Annotated in this window: 21 protein-coding genes and 1 pseudogene; 11 read left to right on the plus strand and 11 right to left on the minus strand. The window is 59.7% G+C overall.

Going from position 1 to position 23312, the window contains the following annotated elements:
• Window positions 1–367: 367 nt before the first annotated feature.
• The 10 genes and pseudogenes from GIR22_RS05110 (at window position 368) to GIR22_RS05155 (ending at window position 12146) form a co-directional block, all read left to right on the plus strand.
• Entirely contained in the window at window positions 368–1315 is a 948-nt protein-coding gene (locus tag GIR22_RS05110; RefSeq protein ID WP_154742274.1) for a choline ABC transporter substrate-binding protein, read from the plus strand.
• Window positions 1316–1388: 73 nt separating this feature from the next.
• Window positions 1389–2324, plus strand: coding sequence for an alpha/beta hydrolase (locus GIR22_RS05115; RefSeq protein WP_154742275.1), 936 nt, complete (start codon window positions 1389–1391; stop codon window positions 2322–2324).
• A gap of 102 nt (window positions 2325–2426) precedes the next feature.
• A complete protein-coding gene (pip, locus tag GIR22_RS05120; protein WP_154742276.1) occupies window positions 2427–3398 on the plus strand; it encodes a prolyl aminopeptidase in 972 nt (323 codons plus the stop codon).
• Window positions 3395–3832 carry a D-aminoacyl-tRNA deacylase gene (gene dtd / locus GIR22_RS05125; protein ID WP_154742277.1) on the plus strand — a complete coding sequence of 146 codons (438 nt, stop codon included), beginning with the start codon at window positions 3395–3397 and terminating at the stop codon, window positions 3830–3832. The genes pip and dtd overlap by 4 nt, the downstream gene beginning before the upstream one ends.
• Before the next feature lie 267 nt (window positions 3833–4099).
• Complete coding sequence (locus tag GIR22_RS05130; protein ID WP_343039636.1) at window positions 4100–5836, plus strand: glucan biosynthesis protein G; 1737 nt, start codon at window positions 4100–4102, stop codon at window positions 5834–5836.
• A pseudogene (gene mdoH / locus GIR22_RS05135) lies at window positions 5829–8437 on the plus strand (glucans biosynthesis glucosyltransferase MdoH). Before GIR22_RS05130 ends, mdoH begins: the two are co-directional and overlap by 8 nt.
• Before the next feature lie 191 nt (window positions 8438–8628).
• The gene (locus tag GIR22_RS05140; protein WP_154742279.1) at window positions 8629–9429 is read left to right on the plus strand and encodes a transporter substrate-binding domain-containing protein; all 801 of its coding nucleotides are present in this window, start codon (window positions 8629–8631) and stop codon (window positions 9427–9429) included.
• A gap of 199 nt (window positions 9430–9628) precedes the next feature.
• On the plus strand, window positions 9629–10426 hold the full coding sequence (locus tag GIR22_RS05145; RefSeq protein WP_154742280.1) for a transporter substrate-binding domain-containing protein: 798 nt from the start codon (window positions 9629–9631) through the stop codon (window positions 10424–10426).
• Between the two features lie 33 nt (window positions 10427–10459).
• Window positions 10460–11419: an amino acid ABC transporter permease gene (locus GIR22_RS05150; RefSeq protein ID WP_154742281.1), complete on the plus strand. Its 960-nt coding sequence runs from the start codon at window positions 10460–10462 to the stop codon at window positions 11417–11419.
• Window positions 11412–12146, plus strand: coding sequence for an ATP-binding cassette domain-containing protein (locus GIR22_RS05155; protein WP_178122097.1), 735 nt, complete (start codon window positions 11412–11414; stop codon window positions 12144–12146). The genes GIR22_RS05150 and GIR22_RS05155 overlap by 8 nt, the downstream gene beginning before the upstream one ends.
• Window positions 12147–12206: 60 nt before the next feature.
• On the opposite strand, the gene GIR22_RS05160 is transcribed toward GIR22_RS05155, so the two are convergent.
• The 11 genes from GIR22_RS05160 to ubiE all read right to left on the minus strand — a co-directional run bounded on the left by GIR22_RS05160 (window position 12207) and on the right by ubiE (window position 22746).
• Entirely contained in the window at window positions 12207–14114 is a 1908-nt protein-coding gene (locus GIR22_RS05160) for a methyl-accepting chemotaxis protein (protein WP_154742283.1), read from the minus strand.
• A gap of 172 nt (window positions 14115–14286) precedes the next feature.
• Window positions 14287–16203 carry a methyl-accepting chemotaxis protein gene (locus tag GIR22_RS05165; RefSeq protein WP_154742284.1) on the minus strand — a complete coding sequence of 639 codons (1917 nt, stop codon included), beginning with the start codon at window positions 16201–16203 and terminating at the stop codon, window positions 14287–14289.
• A gap of 533 nt (window positions 16204–16736) precedes the next feature.
• The gene (locus GIR22_RS05170) at window positions 16737–17444 is read right to left on the minus strand and encodes a 16S rRNA (uracil(1498)-N(3))-methyltransferase (protein WP_178122098.1); all 708 of its coding nucleotides are present in this window, start codon (window positions 17442–17444) and stop codon (window positions 16737–16739) included.
• Window positions 17441–18232 carry a twin-arginine translocase subunit TatC gene (tatC, locus tag GIR22_RS05175; RefSeq protein WP_154742285.1) on the minus strand — a complete coding sequence of 264 codons (792 nt, stop codon included), beginning with the start codon at window positions 18230–18232 and terminating at the stop codon, window positions 17441–17443. Before tatC ends, GIR22_RS05170 begins: the two co-directional genes overlap by 4 nt.
• The gene (gene tatB / locus GIR22_RS05180; RefSeq protein ID WP_154742286.1) at window positions 18229–18645 is read right to left on the minus strand and encodes a Sec-independent protein translocase protein TatB; all 417 of its coding nucleotides are present in this window, start codon (window positions 18643–18645) and stop codon (window positions 18229–18231) included. Before tatB ends, tatC begins: the two co-directional genes overlap by 4 nt.
• Window positions 18646–18655: 10 nt before the next feature.
• Window positions 18656–18934, minus strand: a complete 279-nt coding sequence (locus tag GIR22_RS05185; protein WP_154742287.1) for a twin-arginine translocase TatA/TatE family subunit — start codon at window positions 18932–18934, stop codon at window positions 18656–18658.
• Between the two features lie 25 nt (window positions 18935–18959).
• Entirely contained in the window at window positions 18960–19292 is a 333-nt protein-coding gene (locus GIR22_RS05190; RefSeq protein ID WP_154742288.1) for a phosphoribosyl-ATP diphosphatase, read from the minus strand.
• Between the two features lie 2 nt (window positions 19293–19294).
• A complete protein-coding gene (gene hisI, locus GIR22_RS05195) occupies window positions 19295–19687 on the minus strand; it encodes a phosphoribosyl-AMP cyclohydrolase (protein WP_154742289.1) in 393 nt (130 codons plus the stop codon).
• A gap of 64 nt (window positions 19688–19751) precedes the next feature.
• Complete coding sequence (ubiB, locus tag GIR22_RS05200) at window positions 19752–21356, minus strand: ubiquinone biosynthesis regulatory protein kinase UbiB (protein ID WP_154742290.1); 1605 nt, start codon at window positions 21354–21356, stop codon at window positions 19752–19754.
• Window positions 21353–21976 carry a ubiquinone biosynthesis accessory factor UbiJ gene (locus GIR22_RS05205; RefSeq protein WP_154742291.1) on the minus strand — a complete coding sequence of 208 codons (624 nt, stop codon included), beginning with the start codon at window positions 21974–21976 and terminating at the stop codon, window positions 21353–21355. The genes ubiB and GIR22_RS05205 overlap by 4 nt, the downstream gene beginning before the upstream one ends.
• Window positions 21976–22746 carry a bifunctional demethylmenaquinone methyltransferase/2-methoxy-6-polyprenyl-1,4-benzoquinol methylase UbiE gene (gene ubiE, locus GIR22_RS05210; RefSeq protein WP_154742292.1) on the minus strand — a complete coding sequence of 257 codons (771 nt, stop codon included), beginning with the start codon at window positions 22744–22746 and terminating at the stop codon, window positions 21976–21978. The genes GIR22_RS05205 and ubiE overlap by 1 nt, the downstream gene beginning before the upstream one ends.
• A gap of 142 nt (window positions 22747–22888) precedes the next feature.
• On the opposite strand from ubiE, the gene GIR22_RS05215 reads away from it, so the two are divergent.
• Window positions 22889–23164 (plus strand): polyhydroxyalkanoic acid system family protein, encoded by a 276-nt coding sequence (locus tag GIR22_RS05215; protein WP_154742293.1) that lies wholly within the window; start codon window positions 22889–22891, stop codon window positions 23162–23164.
• Window positions 23165–23312 lie beyond the last annotated feature (148 nt).

Here is a 23312-nt window from a genome sequence, read left to right on the forward strand (position 1 = left end):
GTCGATCACCGATCACTTGTAGCCGCTGGCGCAGCCTGCGATCGGCTGCGCAGCAGTCGTTTGGGCCTTGAGATTGTTGAAGGTCCTGCGGCCCTTATCGCAGCCTCGTACCTCGACAGCGGCTACAGGGACCGCCGACCACCGATCACTTGTAGCCGCTGGCGCAGCCTGCGATCGGCTGCGCAGCAGTCGCCTGGGTTTTGAACGTTGTGTCGATATCGATGACGCGATGACGAGCTCACAGTCGCCTCTGTGCAACAGCCTGTCGCCACAGGTCGCTTTTATCAAGGTCTCCCTGGGTAAGGTTGTGGGTACGGCGCGTCAGACGCCCTCCTCATAAAAACGACTGCCGAGTGAGACCTCTTCGATGAAAAGACTGTTCAACCGTTACCTGTTGATCCTCACCGGCGCCGCACTGATCAGTGCCAACGCCCTGGCCGTCGAACCAGCCTCCTGCAAGACCGTACGCATGGGCGTAGTCAGTTGGACCGACGTGGTCGCCACGTCCGGCATGGCCGACGTGCTGCTCAACGGCCTGGGCTACGACAGCAAACAAACCAGCGCCGTGCAGCAGATCATCTTTGCCGGTATCCGTGACAAGCGCCTGGATATCTTTCTCGGCTACTGGAAACCGGCGATGGACAACAACATCGCCCCATTCCTGGCCGCGAGGCAAGTCAAGGTATTCGACACGCCGAGCCTGTCCGACGCCCAGGCCACCCTGGCCGTGCCGCAGTACGTCGCCGACGCGGGCCTGAAGACTTTCGCCGACATCGCCCGCTTCAAGGATCAACTGGACGGCAAGATCTACGGCATCGAACCGGGTAGCGGCGCCAACACCGATATCCAGGAAATGATCGACAGTAACCGCTTTGGCCTCGGCGGCTTCAAGTTGGTGGCTTCCGGCGAAGCGGGCATGCTGGCGGCGGTGCAGCGGGCGGTGAACCGCAAGGCGTTCGTGGTGTTTGTCGGCTGGAGCCCGCATCCGATGAACATCAACATGAAGATGGCTTACCTGACGGGCAGCGAAGGTATCTTCGGCCCTGATGAGGGCAGGGCGACCGTCTCCACCGTCACCGCCCCGGGTTATGCCGAACGTTGCCCGAACGTCAACCGCCTGCTGGAAAATCTCACGTTCACCTCGGCCCAGGAAAGCCAGTTGATGGTACCCATCATGGAGCGCAAGACCCCGCAGGACGTCGCCAGGCAATGGCTTCGGGACAACCCCGAGGACTTGCAGCGCTGGCTGGCGGGTGTGACGACGCTGGATGGCAAGGATGGCGTGGCGGCAGTGCAGGCCAGCCTCAACCCCTGAGCCAATGACCGCTCCCAGGCTGCGCGTCACCAGTACGCCAGGCTTGAGCCTTGCGCTGATCAGAGGGTGAGAGATGAGTCGGTACCCGATTTCCCCACAGATGGTCGCTTTCGTCGAAAACACCGAGTCCTTCGCCCGCGACGACACGTCGCTGGCCGGACTGCGCCAGGGCTACGACCGCATGTGCCAGGCCTTCACCCCGGCGCTACCGGAAGGGTTGCGGGTGTCGGGCTTCGCCCTGGCCGGTGTCGGCGTGCGCGCTTATCAACCTGTCGCGCCAACCCCGGCAGCCGGCTGGCCGTGCATTCTATATATGCACGGCGGTGGTTGGGTGGTCGGCGGCCTGGACTCCCATGATTTCATCTGCTTTGAGCTGGCCAGTGCATTACAGGTGCTGGTGATTGCCATTGATTACCGGTTGGCGCCTGAACACCCGTTTCCGGCGGCGTACAACGATTGCCGCGCGGTTTGGCAGGCCATCCAGTCAGGCGAAGCCCCCTGCAACATCAATCTTGAGCAGCTTGTGGTGGCTGGCGACAGTGCTGGCGGCAACCTCGCTGCTGCGCTGTGCCTGGGCCTGCGGGACGACCGGCAATCGCTGCCCCGGGGCCAGGTGCTGATTTATCCCGGCCTGGGCGGCCCCGACGGCTTGCCGTCCCGGCGCGACTGCGCCGACGCACCGCTATTGAGTAGCGCCGATACCGAGTACTACCGGGCGCTGTACCTGCACAAGCCGGATAAACCCTCGGCCTATGCCATGCCGCTACTGGCCACGGATTTCAGCGGTTTGCCACCGGCCCTGATCACGGTGGCCCAATTCGACCCGCTCCGGGACGACGGTATGCTTTACGCCGAACGTCTGCGCGCAGCCGGGGTGACTGCCACGCTTTATCCGGGCAAAGGGCTGATTCACGGTTGCTTGAGGGCGCGGGGGCAGGTGGCCGAGGTCGACCGGTTGTACGAGTACCTGCTGGGCCACCTGCGAGAGGTTCTGTCGACCCAGGCCTGAAGCGTCAAGGACATGCTCATTGCACCATTCGGGTTTATGATGCCAGACGGCAACATAATAGACGTCCCCTCAGGGATGACCTCGACCCTTACGGAGCGCGCAATGCAGACTTTGTACCCGCAGATCAAACCCTACGCTCGGCATGATCTGGCCGTCGACGAAACCCACGTGCTGTATGTCGACGAAAGCGGCTCCCCGGAAGGCTTGCCCGTGGTGTTTATCCACGGTGGCCCCGGCGCCGGGTGCGATGCCCAGAGCCGGCGGTTTTTTGATCCGAACATGTATCGGATTGTTACCTTCGATCAGCGCGGTTGCGGTCGTTCCACCCCACGGGCCAGCCTGGAAAACAACACCACCTGGGATCTGGTGGCCGATCTTGAGCGGATTCGCGAGCACCTGGGCATCGAAAAGTGGGTGCTGTTCGGCGGCTCCTGGGGGTCGACCCTGGCCCTGGCCTATGCGCAAACCCATCCCGAGCGTGTGCATGGCCTGATCGTGCGGGGCATTTTCCTGGCTCGGCCCCAGGACATTCAATGGTTCTACCAGGCCGGTGCCAGCCGCCTGTTCCCGGACTACTGGCAGGACTACGTCGCACCTATCGCCCACGAAGAGCGCCACGACCTGCTCAGCGCCTATCACAAGCGCCTGACCGGTAACGACCAGATTGCCCAGATGCACGCTGCCAAGGCCTGGTCCACCTGGGAAGGCCGCATGTTGGGCCTGTGCCCGAACCCGCAGTCGGTCGAGCGTTTTTCCGAACCCCAGCGCGCCCTGTCGATTGCCCGTATCGAATGCCACTACTTCACCAACAACTCATTCCTGGAACCCAATCAACTGATCCGTGACATGCACAAGATCTCCCATCTGCCTGGCGTGATCGTGCATGGTCGCTACGATATGATTTGCCCGTTGGATAATGCTTGGGAGCTGCATCAGGCCTGGCCCAATAGTGAGTTGCAGGTGATCCGCGAGGCGGGTCATGCCGCTTCCGAGCCGGGGATTACCGATGCACTGGTGCGCGCGGCGAGCCAGATGGCACGTCGCTTGCTCGACCTGCCCCCTGAAGAAGCATGAAGGGGCTTTTGCAACGGGTGCGAGGCGCCCGGGTCGAAGTGGAGGGAGAGATTGTGGGGGCGATCGACCAGGGTTTACTGGTGCTGGTGGCCGTCGAGCCTACAGATACTCGGGCCAGTGCCGATAAACTACTGCAAAAGCTGCTTAACTATCGGGTGTTCAGTGACGACGAAGGCAAGATGAACCTGTCCTTGAAAGATATCGGCGGTGGTTTGCTGCTGGTATCGCAGTTCACCTTGGCGGCAGATACCAAGAGTGGCCTGCGTCCCAGCTTTTCCACGGCGGCGGCGCCGGCCTTGGGAGAGGCACTTTTCGACTACCTGCTGCTACAAGCGCAACAATTGCATGGCACGGTAGCCTCGGGGTGTTTTGGTGCGGACATGCAGGTGCATTTGGTCAATGATGGGCCTGTCACCTTCCTGTTACAGACTTGAACGCACTAAAAACGACTTTTAAAGCCTGAAAACGTAGGCTTTCGCTATAAATACTTCGCTCTCCCTGATGCGTTGTCTCGCAGGCTACTAGATAATCGCGCGCTACGGGGTCCAGCGTTGTTTGGTCCATTTTTGACTTAGGTAGAGACTTGTCCGGCAACTATTGGGGAATCATTTTGTCCCACGGGAGTCGGAACAATGCTCGCCAACCTGGCATATAGATAGCTGGCCGTTGGTTTATTGATCTGTTTTCGGCGAGGGTTGCTCGTGATTGTTAGTCCCTGTAATGCACCAAAGTTGTCTGCCAAACGATTACGAAACGCCCTGGTAGCGGGCTCTGCCCTGTTTTGCCTGCTTGGCGCGGGTCAGCTGTGGGCATTCAGTCTGGATGATGTGTCGGCCAAGGCAAAAGAGCTGGCCGGTCAGAAATACGAAGCTCCGCGCAGCAATTTGCCAAACGAATTCCGCGAAATGAAATTCGCTGACTACCAGAAAATTCGTTTTCGCAGCGAAAAAGCCGAGTGGGCCGATCAGAAAACCCCGTTCAAACTGTCCTTCTATCACCAGGGTATGCACTTTGATACGCCGGTGAAGATCAACGAAGTCACCGCCGACAGTGTCCATGAAATCAAATACGACCCGGCGCGTTTCGATTTCGGTGACGTCAAGGTTGATCCCAAGGCAACCGAACAGCTAGGTTATGCCGGTTTCCGTGTCCTGTACCCGATCAACAAGAAGGACAAGCAAGACGAAATCATGACCATGCTCGGCGCCAGTTACTTCCGCGTCGTCGGCAAGGGTCAGGTGTACGGTTTGTCCGCCCGTGGCATGGCCATCGACACTGCATTGCCGTCTGGCGAAGAGTTCCCGCGCTTCACCGAATTCTGGATCGAGCGGCCAAAACCGGGCGACAAGCACCTGGTGATCTTCGCCTTGCTGGATTCGCCGCGAGCGACCGGCGCTTATCGCCTGATCCTGCGTCCGGGCACCGATACCGTGGTCGACGTCAAATCCCAGATGTTCTTGCGCGACAAGGTCACCAAACTGGGCATCGCCCCGTTGACCAGCATGTTCCTGTTTGGCGCCAACCAGCCTTCCAAGGTCCTCAACTACCGTCGTGAGCTGCACGATTCCAGCGGTCTGTCGATCCATGCCGGCAACGGCGAGTGGATCTGGCGCCCACTGAACAACCCCAAACATCTGTCGGTCAGCAACTTCACCGTGGAGAACCCGCGTGGTTTCGGCTTGCTGCAGCGGGGTCGTGACTTCAGCCACTATGAAGACCTCGACGACAACTATGACAAGCGCCCAAGCACCTGGATCGAGCCTGAAGGCGACTGGGGCAAGGGTTCCGTCGACCTGGTGGAAATCCCGACCGCTGATGAAACCAACGACAACATCGTTGCGTTCTGGAGCCCGGAAAAACTTCCAGAGCCAGGCAAGCCGCTGGATGTCAGCTACCGCCTGCACTGGACCCTGGACGACGCGGCCTATCACTCGCCCGACAGTTCCTGGGTCAAGCAAACCCTGCGTTCGACCGGTGACGTCAAGCAGTCGAACCTGATCCGCCAACCGGATGGCAGCGTGGCCTACCTGGTGGACTTCGAAGGCCCTGCCTTGAAGAAGCTGCTGCCAGATGCCCCGGTTCGTAGCCAGGTCAGCGTCGGCGACAACGCCGAGCTCGTCGAAAACAGCGTTCGCTACAACCCGCACACCCAAGGCTGGCGCCTGACCCTGCGTCTTAAGATCAAGGATGCTGGCAAGCCCACCGAGATGCGTGCGGCCCTGGTGCAGGACATTGTCAATCCTGAGCCCGAGAAGGTCTCTAACCAGGTACTCAAGGCTGACAAGGTTTTGGCCAAGCAGGCCAAGAAAGACACCAAAGAGGCGAAAGACAAGGATGCCAAGCAGCCAGAAGCTGCAGCCCCAGCCACACCGGAACCGGCCAAGACTGAACAAGTCCTGAGCGAGACCTGGAGCTATCAGTTGCCTGCCGATGAGTAATTCCCCAGCCCGGCCAGAGACTCTGAGTGAGTACCTGGCGCATCTCCCGATGACCGATGAGCAGCGCGCCGAATTAGCGGGCTGCTCCTCCTTCGCCGAACTGCACGAGCGTCTGTCGTCTGCGACCTTCGATACCCCCCTCGACGCTGCCCAGGCGTCGGTGGGTCGCCGGCTGGTCCTCAACAGTGCCGAAGAGCTGCAAGATGCCGAAATGCTGGTGCTGGATGCCAGTGGTCGGGTCTGCCTCAAGGCCACGCCGCCGATCCGTCGGACCAAGGTGGTGCCTGAGCCGTGGCGCACCAATATCCTGGTGCGTGGCTGGCGCCGGTTGACCGGTCGCACCAATCCTGCGGCGCCGCCCAAAGATGAGCGTGTGCTGCCGGCCGCCCGCTGGCGTACCGTCGGTTCGATCCGCCGCTATATCTTGCTGGTGCTGATGCTTGGCCAGACGATTGTGGCGGGCTGGTATATGAAAGGCATCATGCCTTACCAGGGTTGGTCATTCGTCGATATGGACGAGATCCGCAACCAGACCTTGCTGCAGACGGCCACCCAGGTACTGCCCTACGCCTTGCAGACCAGTATTCTGATTCTGTTCGGCATCCTGTTCTGCTGGGTTTCGGCGGGTTTCTGGACCGCGCTGATGGGCTTTCTGGAGCTGCTCACCGGTCACGACAAGTACCGCATTTCCGGCGCCAGCTCCGGTGATGAGCCGATTCCGAAAGAGTCTCGTACTGCTCTGGTGATGCCGATCTGCAACGAAGATGTGCCCCGGGTATTTGCCGGTCTGCGCGCGACGTTCGAATCGGTCGCCGCCACCGGTGACCTGGATCGCTTCGACTTCTTCGTCCTCAGTGACAGTAACGACGCCGATATCTGCATTGCCGAACAACAGGCCTGGCTTGACGTCTGCCGCGAGGCCGGCGGTTTCGGCAAGATTTTCTATCGCAGGCGGCGGCGTCGCGTCAAACGCAAGAGCGGCAACCTCGACGACTTTTGCCGTCGTTGGGGCGGTGACTACAAGTACATGGTGGTCCTTGACGCCGACAGCGTCATGAGCGGCGAATGCCTGACCAGCCTGGTACGCTTGATGGAAGCCACCCCGGATGCGGGGATCATCCAGACCGCGCCACGGGCGTCGGGCATGGACACCCTGTATGCACGCATGCAGCAGTTCGCCACTCGCGTCTATGGCCCGCTGTTCACCGCTGGCCTGCACTTTTGGCAGTTGGGTGAATCCCATTATTGGGGCCACAACGCGATCATCCGCATGAAGCCCTTTATCGAGCACTGCGCCCTGGCGCCGCTGCCGGGTAAAGGTTCATTTGCCGGTGCGATCCTTTCCCACGACTTCGTTGAAGCTGCGCTGATGCGCCGTGCCGGCTGGGGCGTGTGGATTGCCTACGACTTGCCTGGCAGCTACGAAGAGTTGCCGCCGAACCTGCTGGATGAACTCAAGCGTGACCGTCGCTGGTGCCACGGTAACCTGATGAACTTCCGCCTGTTCCTGGTCAAGGGCATGCACCCGGTGCACCGTGCGGTGTTTCTCACCGGGGTGATGTCTTATCTGTCAGCACCGTTGTGGTTCTTCTTCCTGGTGCTGTCGACGGCCCTGCTGGCGGTCAACACGCTGATGGAGCCGCAGTACTTCATGGCGCCCCGGCAGTTGTACCCGCTGTGGCCGCAATGGCATCCGGAGAAGGCAGTGGCGCTGTTCTCCACCACTGTCGTGCTGCTGTTCCTGCCTAAATTGCTGAGCATCATTCTGATCTGGGCCAAGGGCGCGAAAGAGTTCGGTGGCAAGTTCAAGGTGACCCTGTCGATGCTGCTGGAGATGTTGTTCTCCATGCTGCTGGCGCCGGTGCGGATGATTTTCCACACCCGCTTCGTGCTCGCCGCGTTCCTGGGCTGGGCCGCGACCTGGAATTCGCCGCAACGTGACGACGACTCCACGCCGTGGAGTGAGGCCGTCAAGCGCCATGGTCCACAGACCTTGCTCGGCTTTTTCTGGGCACTGCTGGTGGTGTGGTTGAACCCAAGCTTCCTGTGGTGGCTGGTACCGATTGTGGGTTCGCTGATGCTGTCGATCCCGGTCTCGGTGATCTCAAGCAGAGTCAAGCTGGGCCTCAAGTCCCGTGATGAGAGCCTGTTCCTGATCCCTGAGGAATACAATCCGCCTCAAGCCCTGCTGTCGACCGACCAGTACACCCACGAAAACCGTTGGCATGCGCTCAGCGACGGTTTTGTACGCGCGGTGGTCGATCCCCAGCAGAACGCCCTGGCCTGTGCCCTGGCAACTTCTCGCCATGGCCAGGCGGAGCCGATTGAATGGCTGCGCACCGAGCGACTTCGGCATGCACTGAAGGTTGGGCCTGCCGGTCTCAACAACAGCGAACGCCTTGCCTTGCTCAGCGACCCGGTAGTGTTGGCGCGCTTGCATGATCAGGTCTGGAGCGAAGGTCACGCCGAATGGCTGGCCGCCTGGCGGGCATCGGTCAAGGCTGATCCCCATGCACCGTTGCTGCCTCTGAAACCGCAGTCGTCCCAGGTGCTACCAGCCTGATTCCGACGCCCCCGGGATACCGCCTCGGGGGCGTTTGACGCAGTCTTCCTACAACGCCTTTAGTTGCGCTAACTCATTGTTATCTAGAAACAAAATACCTTTCGTTGAACCACGCTTCCCGGCCGGGGAGTGGGGTAGGATCGCCCCCCAAATCTGACTCGTCCTCTCCTGGTTTGCACCGCAGGGTGCATAGGTGGTGCGCGGGTGCTTAACGCAACAGGGGCATTTCATGATCAGAAGGTATTTGTCGATGCTGCTGGTTGGCATCGTTGTGTTTTCTCACAGTTACCTGGCGCAGGCCGGGGCCATTGATGAGGCTGTTCGGCGCGGGGTATTGAAAGTTGGCACCACGCCCACCTATGTACCCTTCGAAATGACGGATAAACGCGGGCGCATCATCGGCTTTGAAATCGACCTGCTGCGGGAGATGAGCAAGGCCCTGGGAGTGAAGTTGAAACTGGTGTCGGTGGCGTATACCGAGTTGGTCCCGGGGTTGATGGCCAGCCAGTTCGACATGATCGGCAGCGGAATGACGGTGACCCAAGAGCGCAACCTCCAGCTCAACTTCAGCGATTCATTCATCATTGTCGGGCAGACAGTGCTTATACACCCGCGGCTGGCGGGCCTGGTTGACGGCATCGAAGATTTGAACGAAGCGGGTTACCGAATCGTTGCAACCGATGGCACCACGGGAGAAGCGGCGGCGAAAAGGTTTCTTGGCACTGCACAGTTGCGCAGCTTTCCAACCGCCGAAGAGGCGGTTCGCCAAGTGGTCGAGGGTCGGGCCGACGCTTTTATCCATGACGCGCCCTATAACCTGATTGCCATTACCCGGCCGGAAAACAGCCAACTGCTGGCCCTGGAGCAACCCTTCACCTACGAGCCCCTGGCGTTTGGCTTGAAAAAAGGTGATTACGACAGCCTCAACTGGATCAATCACTTCCTTAATCAGATTGCCCAGGATGGCACCTACGATCGTCTGCACGACAAGTGGTTCAAGAACATGGACTGGCTGGGGGAGATTGACTGATCGAGGAAGGGGAGGCTTGCGGGGCAAGTAGCCTGCTTTTTTGGTCGTCACTTTATTTGCGAGTTTTTTCTATCATATCCACCAACAAACTCAGGCTAGACCTTTGTGCTATTGGGCGAGTGAGTTAGCATCGCACCCCTGGTAGGGTGCAGCCCTTTGCGCGCCAACCTCACAATAAAATGAGTTCAGGGGACTTGAGATGAAAAAGTATCTTTCGATGCTATTGCTGGGCGTTTCGGCGCTGGTGGCGGTCAATGCGGCCCAGGCCGGCGCCATCGACGATGCGGTCAAGCGTGGAACGCTTAAAGTCGGCATGGACCCGACCTACATGCCTTTCCAGATGACTAACAAGCGCGGCGAAATCATCGGCTTTGAAGTCGACATCCTCAAGGCCATGGCCAAGTCCATGGGCGTCAAGTTAGAACCGGTTTCCACGGCTTATGACGGCATCATCCCGGCTTTGCTGACTAACAAGTTCGACATGATCGGCAGCGGCATGACCCTGACCCAGGAACGCAACCTGCGCCTGAACTTCAGCGAACCCTTTATCGTCGTCGGCCAAACCTTGCTGATTCGCAAGGAGCTGGAAGGCACTATCAAGTCCTACAAAGACCTGAACAACGAGAAGTACCGCCTGACCTCCAAGCTCGGCACCACTGGCGAGATGGTCGCCAAGAAGTTGATCTCCAAGGCCAAGTACCACGGCTACGACAATGAGCAGGAAGGTGTGCTCGACGTGGTCAACGGCAAGGCCGATGCTTTTGTCTACGATGCGCCGTACAACGTAGTTGCAGAGAAGAAAGTCGGTAATGGCAAGCTGGTGTTTCTCGATGAACCCTTTACCTACGAGCCATTGGCCTTTGGTTTGAAGAAAGGCGATTACGACAGCCTCAACTTCATCAATAACTTCCTGCACCAGATCAAAAGCGACGGCACCTACGATCGTATCCATGACAAGTGGTTCAAGAGCTCCGATTGGCTCAAGGACATGGAGTAAAGCTAATGCGGTTGATCGCTCCCGGAATATGAAATGAAACAGAAAAAAGCCCAATGGCCCTGGCACTTGCTGACCCTGCTGATCCTGGTCGGCCTGGCTGGCGCGTTGTACTACGCTACGACGCTGATGTCCTATGAATGGCGCTGGAACCGCGTGCCGCAATACTTCGTATATGAAGCTGAAGAGCCTCAGCGTGCCGCGGACATTTCCACCGTCGTCGAGTTGGTGCGCAAGGGCGATGTGGCCGAAGTCACACTGCGTAACGATGCAGGCGTCGAGCAACACCTGACCGTGGCTGGTAACAGCCTGCAAGTGTCGAGTGGTGATGATGTGGCCGAGGGTGATGTGATGGGTGTCACCCGGCATTGGGCCGCCGGCCCGTTGATGTGGGGCTTGTGGACCACCCTGTGGCTATCGGTGGTGTCCGGCATTCTCGGTCTGTTGATTGGACTGGCAACGGGGCTGTGCCGCTTGTCGAATAACCCGACCTTGCGGGATCTGTCGACGATCTATGTCGAGTTGGTGCGCGGTACGCCGTTATTGGTGCAGATTTTCATTTTCTATTTCTTCATCGGCACGGTGCTCAACCTGTCCCGGGAATTCGCCGGGATTGCCGCGCTGTCGCTGTTCACCGGTGCCTACGTGGCTGAAATCGTCCGTGCCGGCGTGCAGTCGATCGTCCGTGGACAGAACGAAGCTGCCCGTTCCCTGGGGCTGAGTGCCAGCCAGTCGATGCGCCATGTGGTGCTGCCGCAAGCCTTCAAGCGCGTATTGCCACCGTTGGCCGGGCAATTTATCAGTTTGGTCAAAGACACGTCCCTGGTGTCGGTGATCGCCATTACCGAATTGCTCAAGAGCGGCCGCGAAGTGATCACCACCTCGTTTTCGCCCTTCGAGATCCTGTTCTGCGTTGCAGGCTTGTACCTGCTGATCAACCTGCCGCTGTCAAAAATGGCCAGCCGGCTTGAGCGGAGGCTCGCGCAAAGTGATTGAAGTTCGCGATCTGGTAAAAGTCTTCGATACTCGGGGACAGGTGGTCCGCGCGGTGGATAATGTCACCACCCAAGTGGCCAAGGGCGAAGTGTTGGTGGTGATCGGCCCGTCCGGCTCCGGCAAGTCGACCTTCCTGCGCTGCCTCAATGGCCTGGAGGAGTTCGATTCGGGATCGGTGAGCATCGACGGCCTGCAATTGGCCGACCCCAAGACCGATGTGAACGCCTATCGCCGTGAAGTCGGCATGGTGTTCCAACACTTCAACCTGTTTCCTCATATGACCGTGCTGGAAAACCTCTGCCTGGCGCAAAAAGTTGTGCGCAAGCGCAGCAAGAAAGAAAGCGAGGTCAAGGCCCTGGCCTTGCTGGAAAAGGTCGGGATTGGCCAGAAAGCCAATGAGTTTCCATCGCGGCTTTCCGGCGGCCAGCAGCAGCGCGTGGCGATTGCCCGGGCACTGGCCATGGAGCCCAAGGTGATGCTGTTCGACGAACCCACCTCGGCGCTGGACCCGGAAATGGTCGGCGAAGTGCTGGACGTCATGAAAACCCTGGCCCTTGAAGGCATGACCATGGTCTGTGTGACCCATGAAATGGGCTTTGCCCGGGAAGTGGCGGACCGGGTGTTGTTTTTTGATCACGGCAAACTGCTGGAGGATGCGGCTCCGGCGCAGTTCTTCGATGCGCCGAAGGATCCCCGGGCCCAGGCGTTTTTACGCCAGGTTTTATAAAGCTCGCACATATTCCCTGCGTAGCAGCTGGTGCTCGACAGCTGCAACGGGGCGTAGTCCTCACACCTTGAATTTGCCCACCCACACCTGCAAATCCGCTCCCAGCCTTGCCAACTCAATGCTCGCGGCTGCCGTCTGTTCACTGGCTGCTGCCGTCTGTTCCGAGACATCCCGAACTCTCAACACACTGCGATTGATCTCCTCGGCCACAGCGCTTTGCTCTTCGGCCGCCGCCGCTATTTGTGGGTTCATTTCCTGAATCACCGCCACTGTACGGGCAATCTCGAACAAGGCATCTCCGGCGCTACGGGTCAGGCTGACGCTGTGGTCGGTAAGATTGCGGCTGTTGTCCATGCTGTCGGCCACCTGTTGGGTGCCGTTGTGCAGGCCACCAATCAGTTCTTCGATTTCTTCCGCCGACTGCTGGGTACGCTGCGCCAGGCTGCGGACTTCATCCGCGACCACTGCAAAGCCCTGGCCTGCTTCCCCGGCGCGGGCAGCTTCGATAGCAGCATTGAGAGCCAGCAGGTTGGTCTGTTGGGACACGGACTTGATCACCTCCAATACACTGCCGATCTTCTGGCTTTCCCGTTGCAGGCCTTGCATCGCCAAGCTGGAGCGACTCATTTCCTGGGCCAGGTGTTCGATGTGGGTAATGACTTCGGTGACCACCCGGTCTCCGGCACCTGCCTGCTGGTCGGCTTCTCTGGCGGCAATGGAGGCTTGCTCCGCATGGCGGGCGACTTCCTGGGCAGTGGCGAGCATTTCATTCATGGCCGTGGCCACCTGCTCGGTTTCCTCTTTTTGATGATTGATCCCGGCCCGAGTCTGTTCAGTGACCGCAGATAGCTGCTCGGCGGCACTGGCGATTTGTCGGGCACTGTCACCAATCCCGCTGATCAGGTTGCGCAAGTTGACGGTCATTTGCGAGAAGCTGTTCTGCAATTGACCCAGTTCGTCCCGTCGCCACACCTGTAGGTTCTTGCTCAGGTCGCCTTGGGCGATGCTGTTGGCCATCTGCAAGGTCTGGCGCAGCGGGCTGACGATCTGCCCGGCGATCAGCCAGGCGGCCAACATTGCGAACAGCATCGCGGCACCGCTCTGCGCCAGTATCACATCGCGTGCCTGATTGGCCTCCTGATCGCGTTTTTGTATTTGATCCAGAGTCAGCAGGTCGCTTTGGGCGAGCATCTCGTCCACCAGGCTTTCAATGCTGTTTTGTGCCGTCTCTGTATTGAATTGCGCATCCTTGAGGCTGACTAGCCTGGCCCGGTAGTTGAGCAAGGTGTTTTTCAGGTGGGTGCCATTCACGGGCAATGCCAGTACCGCAGCCTGCGCCTGATCCAGAGCCTGGACCGCGCTCAGGGCCGTCTCGGCATAGCTGTCCAGGGTGTTGGCGGCCCAGGCAGGGATCTGGGCGCGATCCTCGGCCTGCTCCATGGCCTGGCGCAGGTGTTCAATGGCGTCCAGAGCCTTTTCGTCGTTCTGGTCGGGCAGGTCGCTGGCCAGTTCTGCGAGTACCTCGCTGGCATTGCTGGCACTGCGCTTGAGCTGTTCGCGGGCGTTCTCACGCTGGTCCATGGACGTTCCCAGCCCCTGGAGGATGCTCTTGATACCGCTGACCTTGCTGGTGGCGTCCTGCACCTGTTGCAGATTGACCGGGTCCTTCAGTCGCAGGCTCAGTGCTGCCAGCTGTTGGCCGACCTTGTCCATCGCCAGGCCGAATTTATTCAGGCTGGCGGTATGGCCGGTCACCCGGAACACAATGCGTTCGGCGCGCATTTCTTCACCGATCAGGCCCAACTGCGATAAGGCCGTCAACGTCTGTGATCGGTAGAGCGAGGCGTTCAGCGCCTGCCAGCCGATCAAGGTGATGGCCATGCTCAGGAGCAGTACCAGGCCAAAGCCCAGCACCAGTTTGAGGGTGACGCTGACATTACCCAGCAGGTGGGTCAGCCGACGAAACATGATCAACCTCCAGCGAATCAAGTGAGCGGTTCGAGGACCCGCCTCAAGGCAGGGACAGTGAAAAGCTAGTTCGATCCGGCGTCAGACGGGCCAATGGCCGCCTGAAAAGCGCGTAGGAAATTTCAGAAGTTCGTAAAGCGCGGCGCCCATGATTGAGCGCCGCAAGAGAAGGTCAGATGCGGAAACGCCCGACCAGGCTTTGCAGGTAAACCCCCAGGCGGGCCAGTTCTGCACTGGAAGCGGCTGTTTCTTCACTGGCGGCGGACGTCTGTTCGGAGACGTCGCGCACGTTCAGTACGCTGCGGTTGATTTCTTCGGCCACGGCACTTTGTTGTTCGGCGGCGGTAGCGATTTGCTGGTTCATTGCCTGGATAGCCGAGACCGTGCGGGTGATGTTCTCCAGTGCGCTGCCGGCCCGACGAGTCAGTTCGACACTGCTGTCGGTCAAGCCCCGACTGTTGTCCATGACGGTTGCCACCTGCAGGGTGCCGGCTTGCAAGCCGATAATCAGTTCTTCGATCTCTTCAGTGGATTTCTGGGTACGTTGAGCGAGGCTGCGCACTTCGTCGGCGACCACCGCAAAGCCCCGTCCGGCTTCCCCGGCACGGGCGGCTTCGATTGCCGCATTGAGGGCCAGCAAGTTGGTTTGCTGGGCCACGGACTTGATCACGTCCAACACGCTGCCGATCTTGTCGCTTTCGCGCTTGAGATGGCCCATGGCTTCGGTGGAGTTACCCACCTCGTTGGCCAGTCGCTCGATCTGGGCGATGGCTTCGCCGACCACCTTGTCACCTTCGCGAGCCTGCTGGTCAGCGGCGACGGCGGCCTCAGAGGCCTCTTCAGCGTTGCGTGCGACTTCTTGCACGGTGGCGGCCATTTCATTCATGGCAGTGGCAACCTGGTCGGTCTCGTTTTTCTGGCTGTTGACCCCGGCGCTGGTCTGTTCGGTGACCGCCGACAGTTGTTCGGCGGCGCTGGCGATCTGGGTGACCCCATCGCTGATGCCGCCGATCAACTCCCGCAAGCCTAGGGTCATGCTTTGCATGGCCCGTTGTAGTTGGCCCAGTTCGTCGCGGCGTTGGGAGTCCAGGTTATGACTCAAGTCGCCCGAGGCCACGCGCTCGGCGACTTCGAGGGTCTGGTTCAGCGGAATCACGATCTGCCGGGTAATAGCCCATGCCGCCACGATGCCGAAGATCAACGCCAGGGCGGTGACCAGTAACAACAGCTTTTTGGCCTGCGCTGCATCGGTGTCGCGGACGAGGGTTTGTGAAGTCGTGAGTTTTTTACTGTGGTCGAGCAGGATATCGCCTTGCCCGGCCATGATTTGCAACGCTGCCGCACTGGATACCTGTGAGTCTCGGTATTGGCTGACTGCGGCGCGATAAGCCTGGAGCGAAATGCTGGCCTGTTGCAGGTTGGCCTGGTATTGCTCCGGCAACTGGCCGCCCAGGTTGGCAATTGTCTTCAGGGCATTGTCGATGGCGTCCAGGGCAGGCTGCTCAGCCTCAACCTTGCCACTGTAGGTGTAACCGCGGACCTGGAAGCGCGCCTGCTGGATCAACTTGCTCAGGCCGACCACGCTGTTGAATTGACTGATGCTGTCGCCTTGCAGCAGCGACGTTTCAACTTCACCCACCTTGAGCACCGCATTGTCGGCCGTATCACCGAGCTTGCTGCGGGCGTCTTCGCGGCGGGCGCCGGCCTGGGTCATGGCGATAAACGCGCGCTTGTATTGCTCAACGGCGGTCAACTGCCCGTCGATCAAGGCGATACCGGCCGGTTGTTCGATCAGGGTGCGAGCGGTTTTCAGGCCGCTTTCCAGTTGTTCCAGCAAGTTATTGACCGCCGCTGGCCCTTGTTCTCCACGACGCATTTCATAATCCAGGCGCGCCAGGCGCAAGTCTTTGGTCAGCTCGTTGAGGCTGGAAATAAACCCCAGCTTGTCGCCACGGCTGATCACGCCACCGAGGCTGCTCCAGCCAGTTAAGGTGATCAACAGGGTCAATATCAATACCAGGCCAAAACCCATACCCAGCTTGCGCTTGACGCTCACATTCCCCAGTTTTCCGGCTAACCAACGATACATGCTGCGAACTCCCCTGAAACAAGGCTTGGACTTATTCAAGGGCTATCGGCAGGCAGAAGGGATTCTGTAGCCGCTGTCGAGGCACGAGGCTGCGATAAGGGCCGCAGGACCTTCAGCAATTTCAACATCCAGGCGACTGCTGCGCAGCCGATCGCAGGCTGCGCCAGCGGCTACAGGTGATCGGCGTGGTCTTTGTAGCCGCTGCCGAGGCACGAGGCTGCGACAAGGGCCGCAGGACCTTCAGCAATTTCAACATCCAGGCGACTGCTGCGCAGACGATCGCAGGCTGCGCCAGCGGCTACAGGTGATCGGCGTGGTCTTTGTAGCCGCTGCCGAGGCACGAGGCTGCGATAAGGGCCGCAGGACCTTCAGCAATTTCAACATCCAGGCGACTGCTGCGCAGCCGATCGCAGGCTGCGCCAGCGGCTACAGGTGATCGGCGTGGTCTTTGTAGCCGCTGTCGAGGCACGAGGCTGCGATGCGTGTCCGCAGGACCGCCCTCAGGGACAAATCCATCGTGGCAGTTACAAGGGTTAGAACAGCCGTGCGAGCAGTGCGGTGACGGCGGTTTCGACGCGTAGGATCCGTGCACCTAATTGCACCGGCTGTAACCCGGCCTTGGTCAGCAAGTCCACTTCATAGGGAATCCAGCCACCTTCCGGGCCAATGGCCAGGGTGACCGGTTCATCCAGCCCACGGGGGCAGGGTGGATAGTCGCCGGGGTGGCCGATCAGGCCGAGGGTGTTATGGACCAGGGCCGGCAAACGGTCTTCGACGAAAGGCTTGAAGCGTTTTTCGATGACGATTTCTGGCAGTACCGTGTCCCGGGCTTGTTCCAGGCCAAGGATCAACTGTTCACGAATGGCTTGCGGTTCCAGGAACGGTGTTTGCCAGAAGCTTTTCTCCACCCGATAGCTATTGACCAGCACTACCCGTGGCACGCCCATGGATGCCACGGTTTGCAGCACTCGACGGAGCATTTTTGGACGGGGCAGGGCCAGCAGCAGGGTCAACGGAAGTTTCGCCGGTGCCGGCTGATCGAGGCTGACCTGCAACTCTGCCTCATGGGTTTCCAGGCGCAGCAATTGGGCGTTGCCCATCAAGCCACCAATCCGTCCGACGCGCAGACTGTCGCCCACCGCAGCGCGGTGGACTTCCTGCATGTGTATCAGGCGCCGGTCGCGCAGGATCACCCGGTCGGCCGCGATAAAGTCGGCCTCCTCAAGCAGCAACAGGTTCACGGTTGAGTTGCTGGTGGCTGTTCGTCGTCGGCGGGCTGGTCATCCGGATGGTCGCCACGCTTACTGACCAGGCTGCCAAACAGGATGCCAATCTCGAACAACATCCACATCGGCACCGCCAGCAGGGTTTGGGAGAAAATGTCCGGTGGCGTCAGGATCATGCCGACCACGAAGCAGCCGATGATCACGTACGGGCGGATCTTGCGCAGGTATTTGACGTCGACCACGCCGATCCATACCAGCAGCACCACAGCCACCGGAATCTCGAAGGCCACGCCAAAGGCGAAAAACAGCGTCATCACGAAATCGAGATAGCTGGTGATGTCGGTCATCATTTCTACACCGGCCGGTGTGGCCGCCGCGAAGAACTTGAAGATCAGTGGGAACACCAGGAAGTAAGCGAAAGCCATTCCGGTGTAGAACAACAGGATGCTGGACGCCAGCAGTGGCACCGCAATGCGTTTCTCATGCTTGTACAGGCCCGGCGCTATAAAACCCCAGATCTGATGCAGGATCACCGGGATCGCGAGGAACAGCGACACCATCATCGTCAACTTCAACGGCGTGAGGAACGGCGACGATACATCGGTGGCGATCATCGTCGCGCCCGCCGGCAAGTAGTCGCGCAGCGGTGTGGAGACAAAGGTGTAGATCTGCTGGGTAAAGGCAAACAACCCGGCGAAGATTACGAAGATCGCCGCGACACAACGCAGCAGGCGGGTGCGCAGCTCGGTGAGGTGCGAGACCAGCGGCATGTGCTGATCGTTTTCCGGTTTATCAACGCTCATGGGGCTCGCGGCGGCAATGTAGGGTCTTGGGGAGCGGGCGACGAGACGGGCGTCGGCGCAGGTTCTGTCGGTGTAACGGCTGGAGCTGCGGGCGGTGTGATATCCACTGCCGGGGGCGGGGCAATACTTTGCTCGGGAGCAGGCTCAATGGGCGTGACGGCCTGCTGCTGTGGAGCCAGAATCTTCCGGGCTTCCTGCTCCAGAGACAGAATGTGCTCGTTGTGCAGTTGCCGGCGAATCTCGTCGGCACCGATTTCCCGTTCAACTTCCTGTTTGATGGAGTTGAAGCTGCGTTTCAGGCGCCCGATCCACAGGCCGGCCGTGCGCGCAGCGCCGGGCAGGCGTTCGGGCCCCAATACCAATAGGGCGACGAGGCCGACGAGTAGCAGTTCAGTGAAGCTGATACCAAACATTAGTCAGTGCTCACGAGTCTTTACGGGTCGGCTCTTGGACTTTCTCGGCCTGGACATCGAAAGTACGACGCTCGCTGATCGGCTGGGGGGCCTGCGGATGGACAGGCTGCGCCGGGGAAGTCGGGTTGGCGGCAGGGTCGGCCGGCTTTTCATCGTCGTTCATGGCCTTGCGAAAGCCCTTGATGGATTCGCCAACGTCAGTGCCCAGGTTCTTCAACTTCTTGGTGCCGAACACCAGCACAACGACTACCAGAATGACGATCCAGTGTTTCCAGTCAAAAATGCCCATGCTGCAATTCCTCTCTAGAGATTATTCAGGCGGACGGCCGCGAGGCCTTTTCGGCGTGCCCGGACAAGCCGAAGCGACGGTCCAGTTCATCAAGCACGGCCTGCGGATGCTGCCCCAGTTGGGCGAGCATGACCAGGCTGTGAAACCAAAGATCAGCAGTTTCATAGATTACATCGCTGCAGTCGCCGCTGATTTGCGCGTCCTTGGCAGCAATAATAGTCTCGACGGACTCTTCGCCGAGCTTTTCCAGAATCTTGTTCAGGCCCTTGTGGTACAGGCTGGCGACGTAGGAGCTGTCGGCGGCCGCGCCTTTGCGGTCTTCCAGTACCTGGGCCAGGCGGTCTAGGGTATCGCTCATGTTCAGTGTCCTGGCGAATAGATAGCGTGGGGGTCTTTGAGCACGGGCTCGACGGTCTTCCAAGTGCCGTTTTCGAACACGCGGTAGAAGCAGCTATGACGGCCGGTATGACAGGCGATGTCGCCGATTTGCTCGACCTTGAGGATCACCACATCGGCGTCGCAGTCGATACGCATCTCGTGCAAGACCTGCACATGCCCAGACTCTTCACCCTTGCGCCACAGTTTGCCACGGGAACGTGACCAATAGATGGCGCGGTTCTCAGTGGCAGTGAGGCGCAAGGCCTCGCGGTTCATCCAGGCCATCATCAGCACGCGCCCGGTCTTGTAGTCCTGGGCAATGGCCGGCACCAGGCCGTCACTGTCCCACTTGATCTCGTTCAGCCAGTCTTTCATGTTCGACTCCGACAACCAGGGCCTGTCAGCCTCGGCAATTTACGACAGTGTATAACCGGACGGGCTACCGACGCACGATCAGATACACACCCACGGCGGCCATGATCCCTGCAGGCCAGTGTCCCAGTTGGTCCAGCGGCCCGCCGGTGGCGAGTATCGCGCCACCGGTCAGGTGAGCGGCGCCCAAAAGGCGCAGGAACCAGTCGTCCTTGCGTTTATGCCACGCAGGTGCCGGATTCTTGGTATGGGGTTGGGACATGCGTTCCAGCAGGTCGCGGGTCATATTGGCCAGGTGCGGCAGTTGCTCGACCTGGCTTTGCAGGTTGCCCAGCAGGGCCTTTGGGCTGACCCGTTCGCGCATCCAGCGTTCGAGGAACGGCTGGGCAGTGTTCCACAGGTCCAGGTCCGGGTACAGCTGGCGGCCCAGGCCTTCGATGTTGAGCAGGGTTTTCTGTAGAAGGACAAGCTGTGGTTGCACTTCCATATTGAAGCGCCGGGCAGTTTGGAACAGACGCATCAGCACCTGGCCGAAGGAAATTTCCTTTAATGGTTTTTCAAAGATCGGCTCGCACACGGTACGGATCGCCGCTTCGAACTCGTTGAGCTTGGTTTCTGCCGGGACCCAGCCCGAATCGATGTGCAACTGCGCCACACGACGGTAGTCGCGCTTGAAGAAGGCGAACAGGTTGCGGGCCAGGTAGTCCTGGTCTTCAGGCGTCAGGCTGCCGACGATGCCACAGTCGATCGCAATGTACTGCGGGCTCCACGGGCTTACGGTGCTGACGAAGATGTTGCCGGGGTGCATGTCGGCGTGGAAGAAACTGTCGCGGAACACTTGGGTGAAGAATATCTCCACGCCGCGCTCAGCGAGCATTTTCATGTCGGTGCGCTGGTCGGCCAGGGTTGCAAAGTCGGTGACCTGGATCCCGTAGATACGCTCCATCACCAGCACTTTGGGGCGGCACCAATCCCAATAGACTTGCGGCACGTACAACAAAGGCGAGCCTTCGAAGTTGCGCTTGAGCTGGCTGGCATTGGCGGCTTCACGCAGCAGGTCGAGTTCGTCGTAGATGGTTTTTTCGTAGTCGGCGACCACATCCACCGGATGCAGCAGCCGAGCATCGGCGGAGAAACGTTCGGCGGCGCGGGCAAGAATGAACAGCCATGCCAGGTCCTGGCCGATGATCGGCTTGAGGCCAGGGCGGATCACCTTGACCACCACCTCTTCGCCGCTTTTCAGCTGTGCGGCGTGAACCTGGGCTACCGAAGCTGATGCCAGTGGCTCGATGTCGAAGCGGCTGAACACTTCGCTGATCTTCTTGCCGAGCTGTTCTTCGATCAGCTTGACCGATTGCTGCGAATCAAACGGCGGCACACGGTCCTGCAACAGCATCAGTTCGTCGGCAATGTCTTCAGGCAGCAGGTCGCGGCGGGTGGACAGGATCTGCCCGAACTTGATGAAAATCGGCCCCAGGTCCTGCAGCGCCAGGCGCAGCCGGGCACCTCGGCTCAGGTCCAGTGGTTTGCGCGGGAACCAGCGCCACGGCAGTACATAGCGCACGGCCAGCAGCAACCATGGCAGCGGCAGTGCAAACAGCAGGTCATCAAGGCGGTAGCGGATTACGACGCGCTGGATACGAAACAAACGGCGGACGGCAAGCAGCTTCATGCGTGATCGCTTGAATCAAGGGATTGGCTCAGGCGCTCGAAGCGCGCCTCAAGACGTTCCAGGTCGAGTTTGGCCTGGTCGAGTTCACGAAAGCGCGCTTCGGCCTCCCGTTGACCCACCAGGGTGCGCGATTCTTCGCTCAAGTATTCGGCGAGGTTCTGGTTCAGGCTGGCGAAACCCTGCTGGTACCAGCGTGTGCGGCTGCGCAGGTGACCACTGATCAATTGCGTGGCCACCGGGCCGAGCCAGCGGGACAGTTCGTATTCCCAGTCCAGTTCCAGGTCTTGCAACACCGCGGCCAGGTCCATGAGCACCGCGCTGTCACCTTCCAGCGTGACGTCCGGGCCGTGGAGAATAGCCGTTTTGTCCCGGCTCAACGCCAGGCGCAGCAGGCTTGCAGCCGGCGCGCGCAAGGTGCAGTCGGCATCGGCGGCCCATTGGGTCGCCAGCAACAGGCCTTCATCGCTGGGCAGGATATACAGCTGCAACGCGGGGCTGGAGCAGCCGACAGCAATGACCTTGCCGTTCAAGTGCGCCATCCGCGCCAGGGCCGTGCTGTCCAGGCGCAGAACACGGTTGAGGCCGTGTTCTGCGCTGGCGAGAAGGCCTGCGAGCAGCATCAGGGCTTGATGCCGCGGTGCAGGGCAACGATGCCTGAAGTCATGTTGTGATAGGTCACGCGGTCAAAACCGGCGTCTACCATCATCGACTTCAGTGTCTCCTGGTTCGGGTGCATGCGGATCGATTCGGCCAGGTAGCGATAGCTTTCGGCATCATTGGTGATCAACTTGCCCATCAGCGGCATGAAGGCGAACGAGTAGGTGTCGTAGACCTTGGACATCAGCGCATTGGTCGGCTTGGAGAACTCCAGCACCAACAGGCGACCGCCGGGCTTGAGTACTCGCAGCATCGAGCGCAGGGCGTCTTCCTTGTGGGTGACGTTGCGCAGGCCGAAGGCGATGGTCACGCAATCAAAGTGATTGTCCGGGAACGGCAGCTTTTCAGCGTCGGCCTGGACGAACTCGATATTGCCGGCCACGCCTTTGTCCAGCAGGCGGTCGCGACCGACCTTGAGCATCGAGCCGTTGATATCGGCCAGGACTACTTGGCCAGTCGGCCCCACCAGATGGGAAAACTTCGCTGCCAGATCGCCGGTGCCACCGGCAATATCCAACACGCGGTTGCCGGTACGTACGCCGGACAACTCGATGGTGAAGCGCTTCCACAGGCGGTGCATGCCGCCGGACAGCACATCGTTCATCAGGTCGTACTTGGCGGCCACCGAGTGGAAAACCTCAGCGACTTTTTCCGCTTTCTGGCTTTCCGGGACGTTCTTGAAGCCGAAGTGAGTGGTGGGTTCGGCATCGCTGCCTTTGCGCTGATCAGTCATATCGCTGTCACCAAAAGAGAATGCGGGACATTCTAATCCCCAAGGCATGCTTTGTCTTGGCAAGGGTGAAGGTAAGATAGGCGACCACCGAGACCTTTTGCCACATGGAAGGTTTTCAAGTCTTAAAAGAGGAATGATGCCAATGGCCCGTATAACAGTTGAGCGTGCACATACGCTGGGCAAGGAAGCTGCGCGGGCGAAGGCCGAGAAGTTGGCGCAGAAACTGAAAGACCGATACGGCCTGGAGCCTTCGTGGTCCGGCGACACGCTGAACCTCAAACGCTCAGGGGTAAAGGGCAGTGTGAAAGTCGCTGAAGACTCTCTGCGTATCGATGTCGAACTTGGCCTGTTGATGTCGGCCATGAGTGGCACCATCAAGTCTGAAATCGAGAAGGCTTTGGATAAGGCCCTGGCCTGACTCAAACGCGTAGCCGCTGGCGTAGCCTGCGATCGACTGCGAAGCACCTTGAAACCGCTGAAGGTCCTGCGGCCCCTATCGCAGCCTCGTACCTCGGCAGCGGCTGCAGGCTCTCTGTTCTTAGGGTGCCGATTCTAATTTTTCTCCC

Source organism: Pseudomonas karstica, assembly GCF_009707515.1.
Classification (GTDB): Bacteria; Pseudomonadota; Gammaproteobacteria; order Pseudomonadales; family Pseudomonadaceae; genus Aquipseudomonas; species Aquipseudomonas karstica.

Bases quoted from the DNA above. Each gene is read 5' to 3' on its own strand.
- GIR22_RS05140 (WP_154742279.1), top strand. From the start codon at position 8,629: ATGATCAGAAGGTATTTGTCGATGCTGCTGGTTGGCATCGTTGTGTTT.
- GIR22_RS05110 (WP_154742274.1), top strand. From the start codon at position 368: ATGAAAAGACTGTTCAACCGTTACCTGTTGATCCTCACCGGCGCCGCA.
- pip (WP_154742276.1), top strand. From the start codon at position 2,427: ATGCAGACTTTGTACCCGCAGATCAAACCCTACGCTCGGCATGATCTG.
- ubiE (WP_154742292.1), bottom strand. From the start codon at position 22,746: ATGACTGATCAGCGCAAAGGCAGCGATGCCGAACCCACCACTCACTTC.
- ubiB (WP_154742290.1), bottom strand. From the start codon at position 21,356: ATGAAGCTGCTTGCCGTCCGCCGTTTGTTTCGTATCCAGCGCGTCGTA.
- GIR22_RS05160 (WP_154742283.1), bottom strand. From the start codon at position 14,114: ATGTTTCGTCGGCTGACCCACCTGCTGGGTAATGTCAGCGTCACCCTC.
- GIR22_RS05165 (WP_154742284.1), bottom strand. From the start codon at position 16,203: ATGTATCGTTGGTTAGCCGGAAAACTGGGGAATGTGAGCGTCAAGCGC.
- GIR22_RS05185 (WP_154742287.1), bottom strand. From the start codon at position 18,934: ATGGGCATTTTTGACTGGAAACACTGGATCGTCATTCTGGTAGTCGTT.
- tatC (WP_154742285.1), bottom strand. From the start codon at position 18,232: ATGAGCGTTGATAAACCGGAAAACGATCAGCACATGCCGCTGGTCTCG.
- dtd (WP_154742277.1), top strand. From the start codon at position 3,395: ATGAAGGGGCTTTTGCAACGGGTGCGAGGCGCCCGGGTCGAAGTGGAG.
- GIR22_RS05215 (WP_154742293.1), top strand. From the start codon at position 22,889: ATGGCCCGTATAACAGTTGAGCGTGCACATACGCTGGGCAAGGAAGCT.
- hisI (WP_154742289.1), bottom strand. From the start codon at position 19,687: ATGAAAGACTGGCTGAACGAGATCAAGTGGGACAGTGACGGCCTGGTG.
- GIR22_RS05190 (WP_154742288.1), bottom strand. From the start codon at position 19,292: ATGAGCGATACCCTAGACCGCCTGGCCCAGGTACTGGAAGACCGCAAA.
- GIR22_RS05150 (WP_154742281.1), top strand. From the start codon at position 10,460: ATGAAACAGAAAAAAGCCCAATGGCCCTGGCACTTGCTGACCCTGCTG.
- tatB (WP_154742286.1), bottom strand. From the start codon at position 18,645: ATGTTTGGTATCAGCTTCACTGAACTGCTACTCGTCGGCCTCGTCGCC.
- GIR22_RS05145 (WP_154742280.1), top strand. From the start codon at position 9,629: ATGAAAAAGTATCTTTCGATGCTATTGCTGGGCGTTTCGGCGCTGGTG.
- GIR22_RS05205 (WP_154742291.1), bottom strand. From the start codon at position 21,976: ATGCTGCTCGCAGGCCTTCTCGCCAGCGCAGAACACGGCCTCAACCGT.
- GIR22_RS05115 (WP_154742275.1), top strand. From the start codon at position 1,389: ATGAGTCGGTACCCGATTTCCCCACAGATGGTCGCTTTCGTCGAAAAC.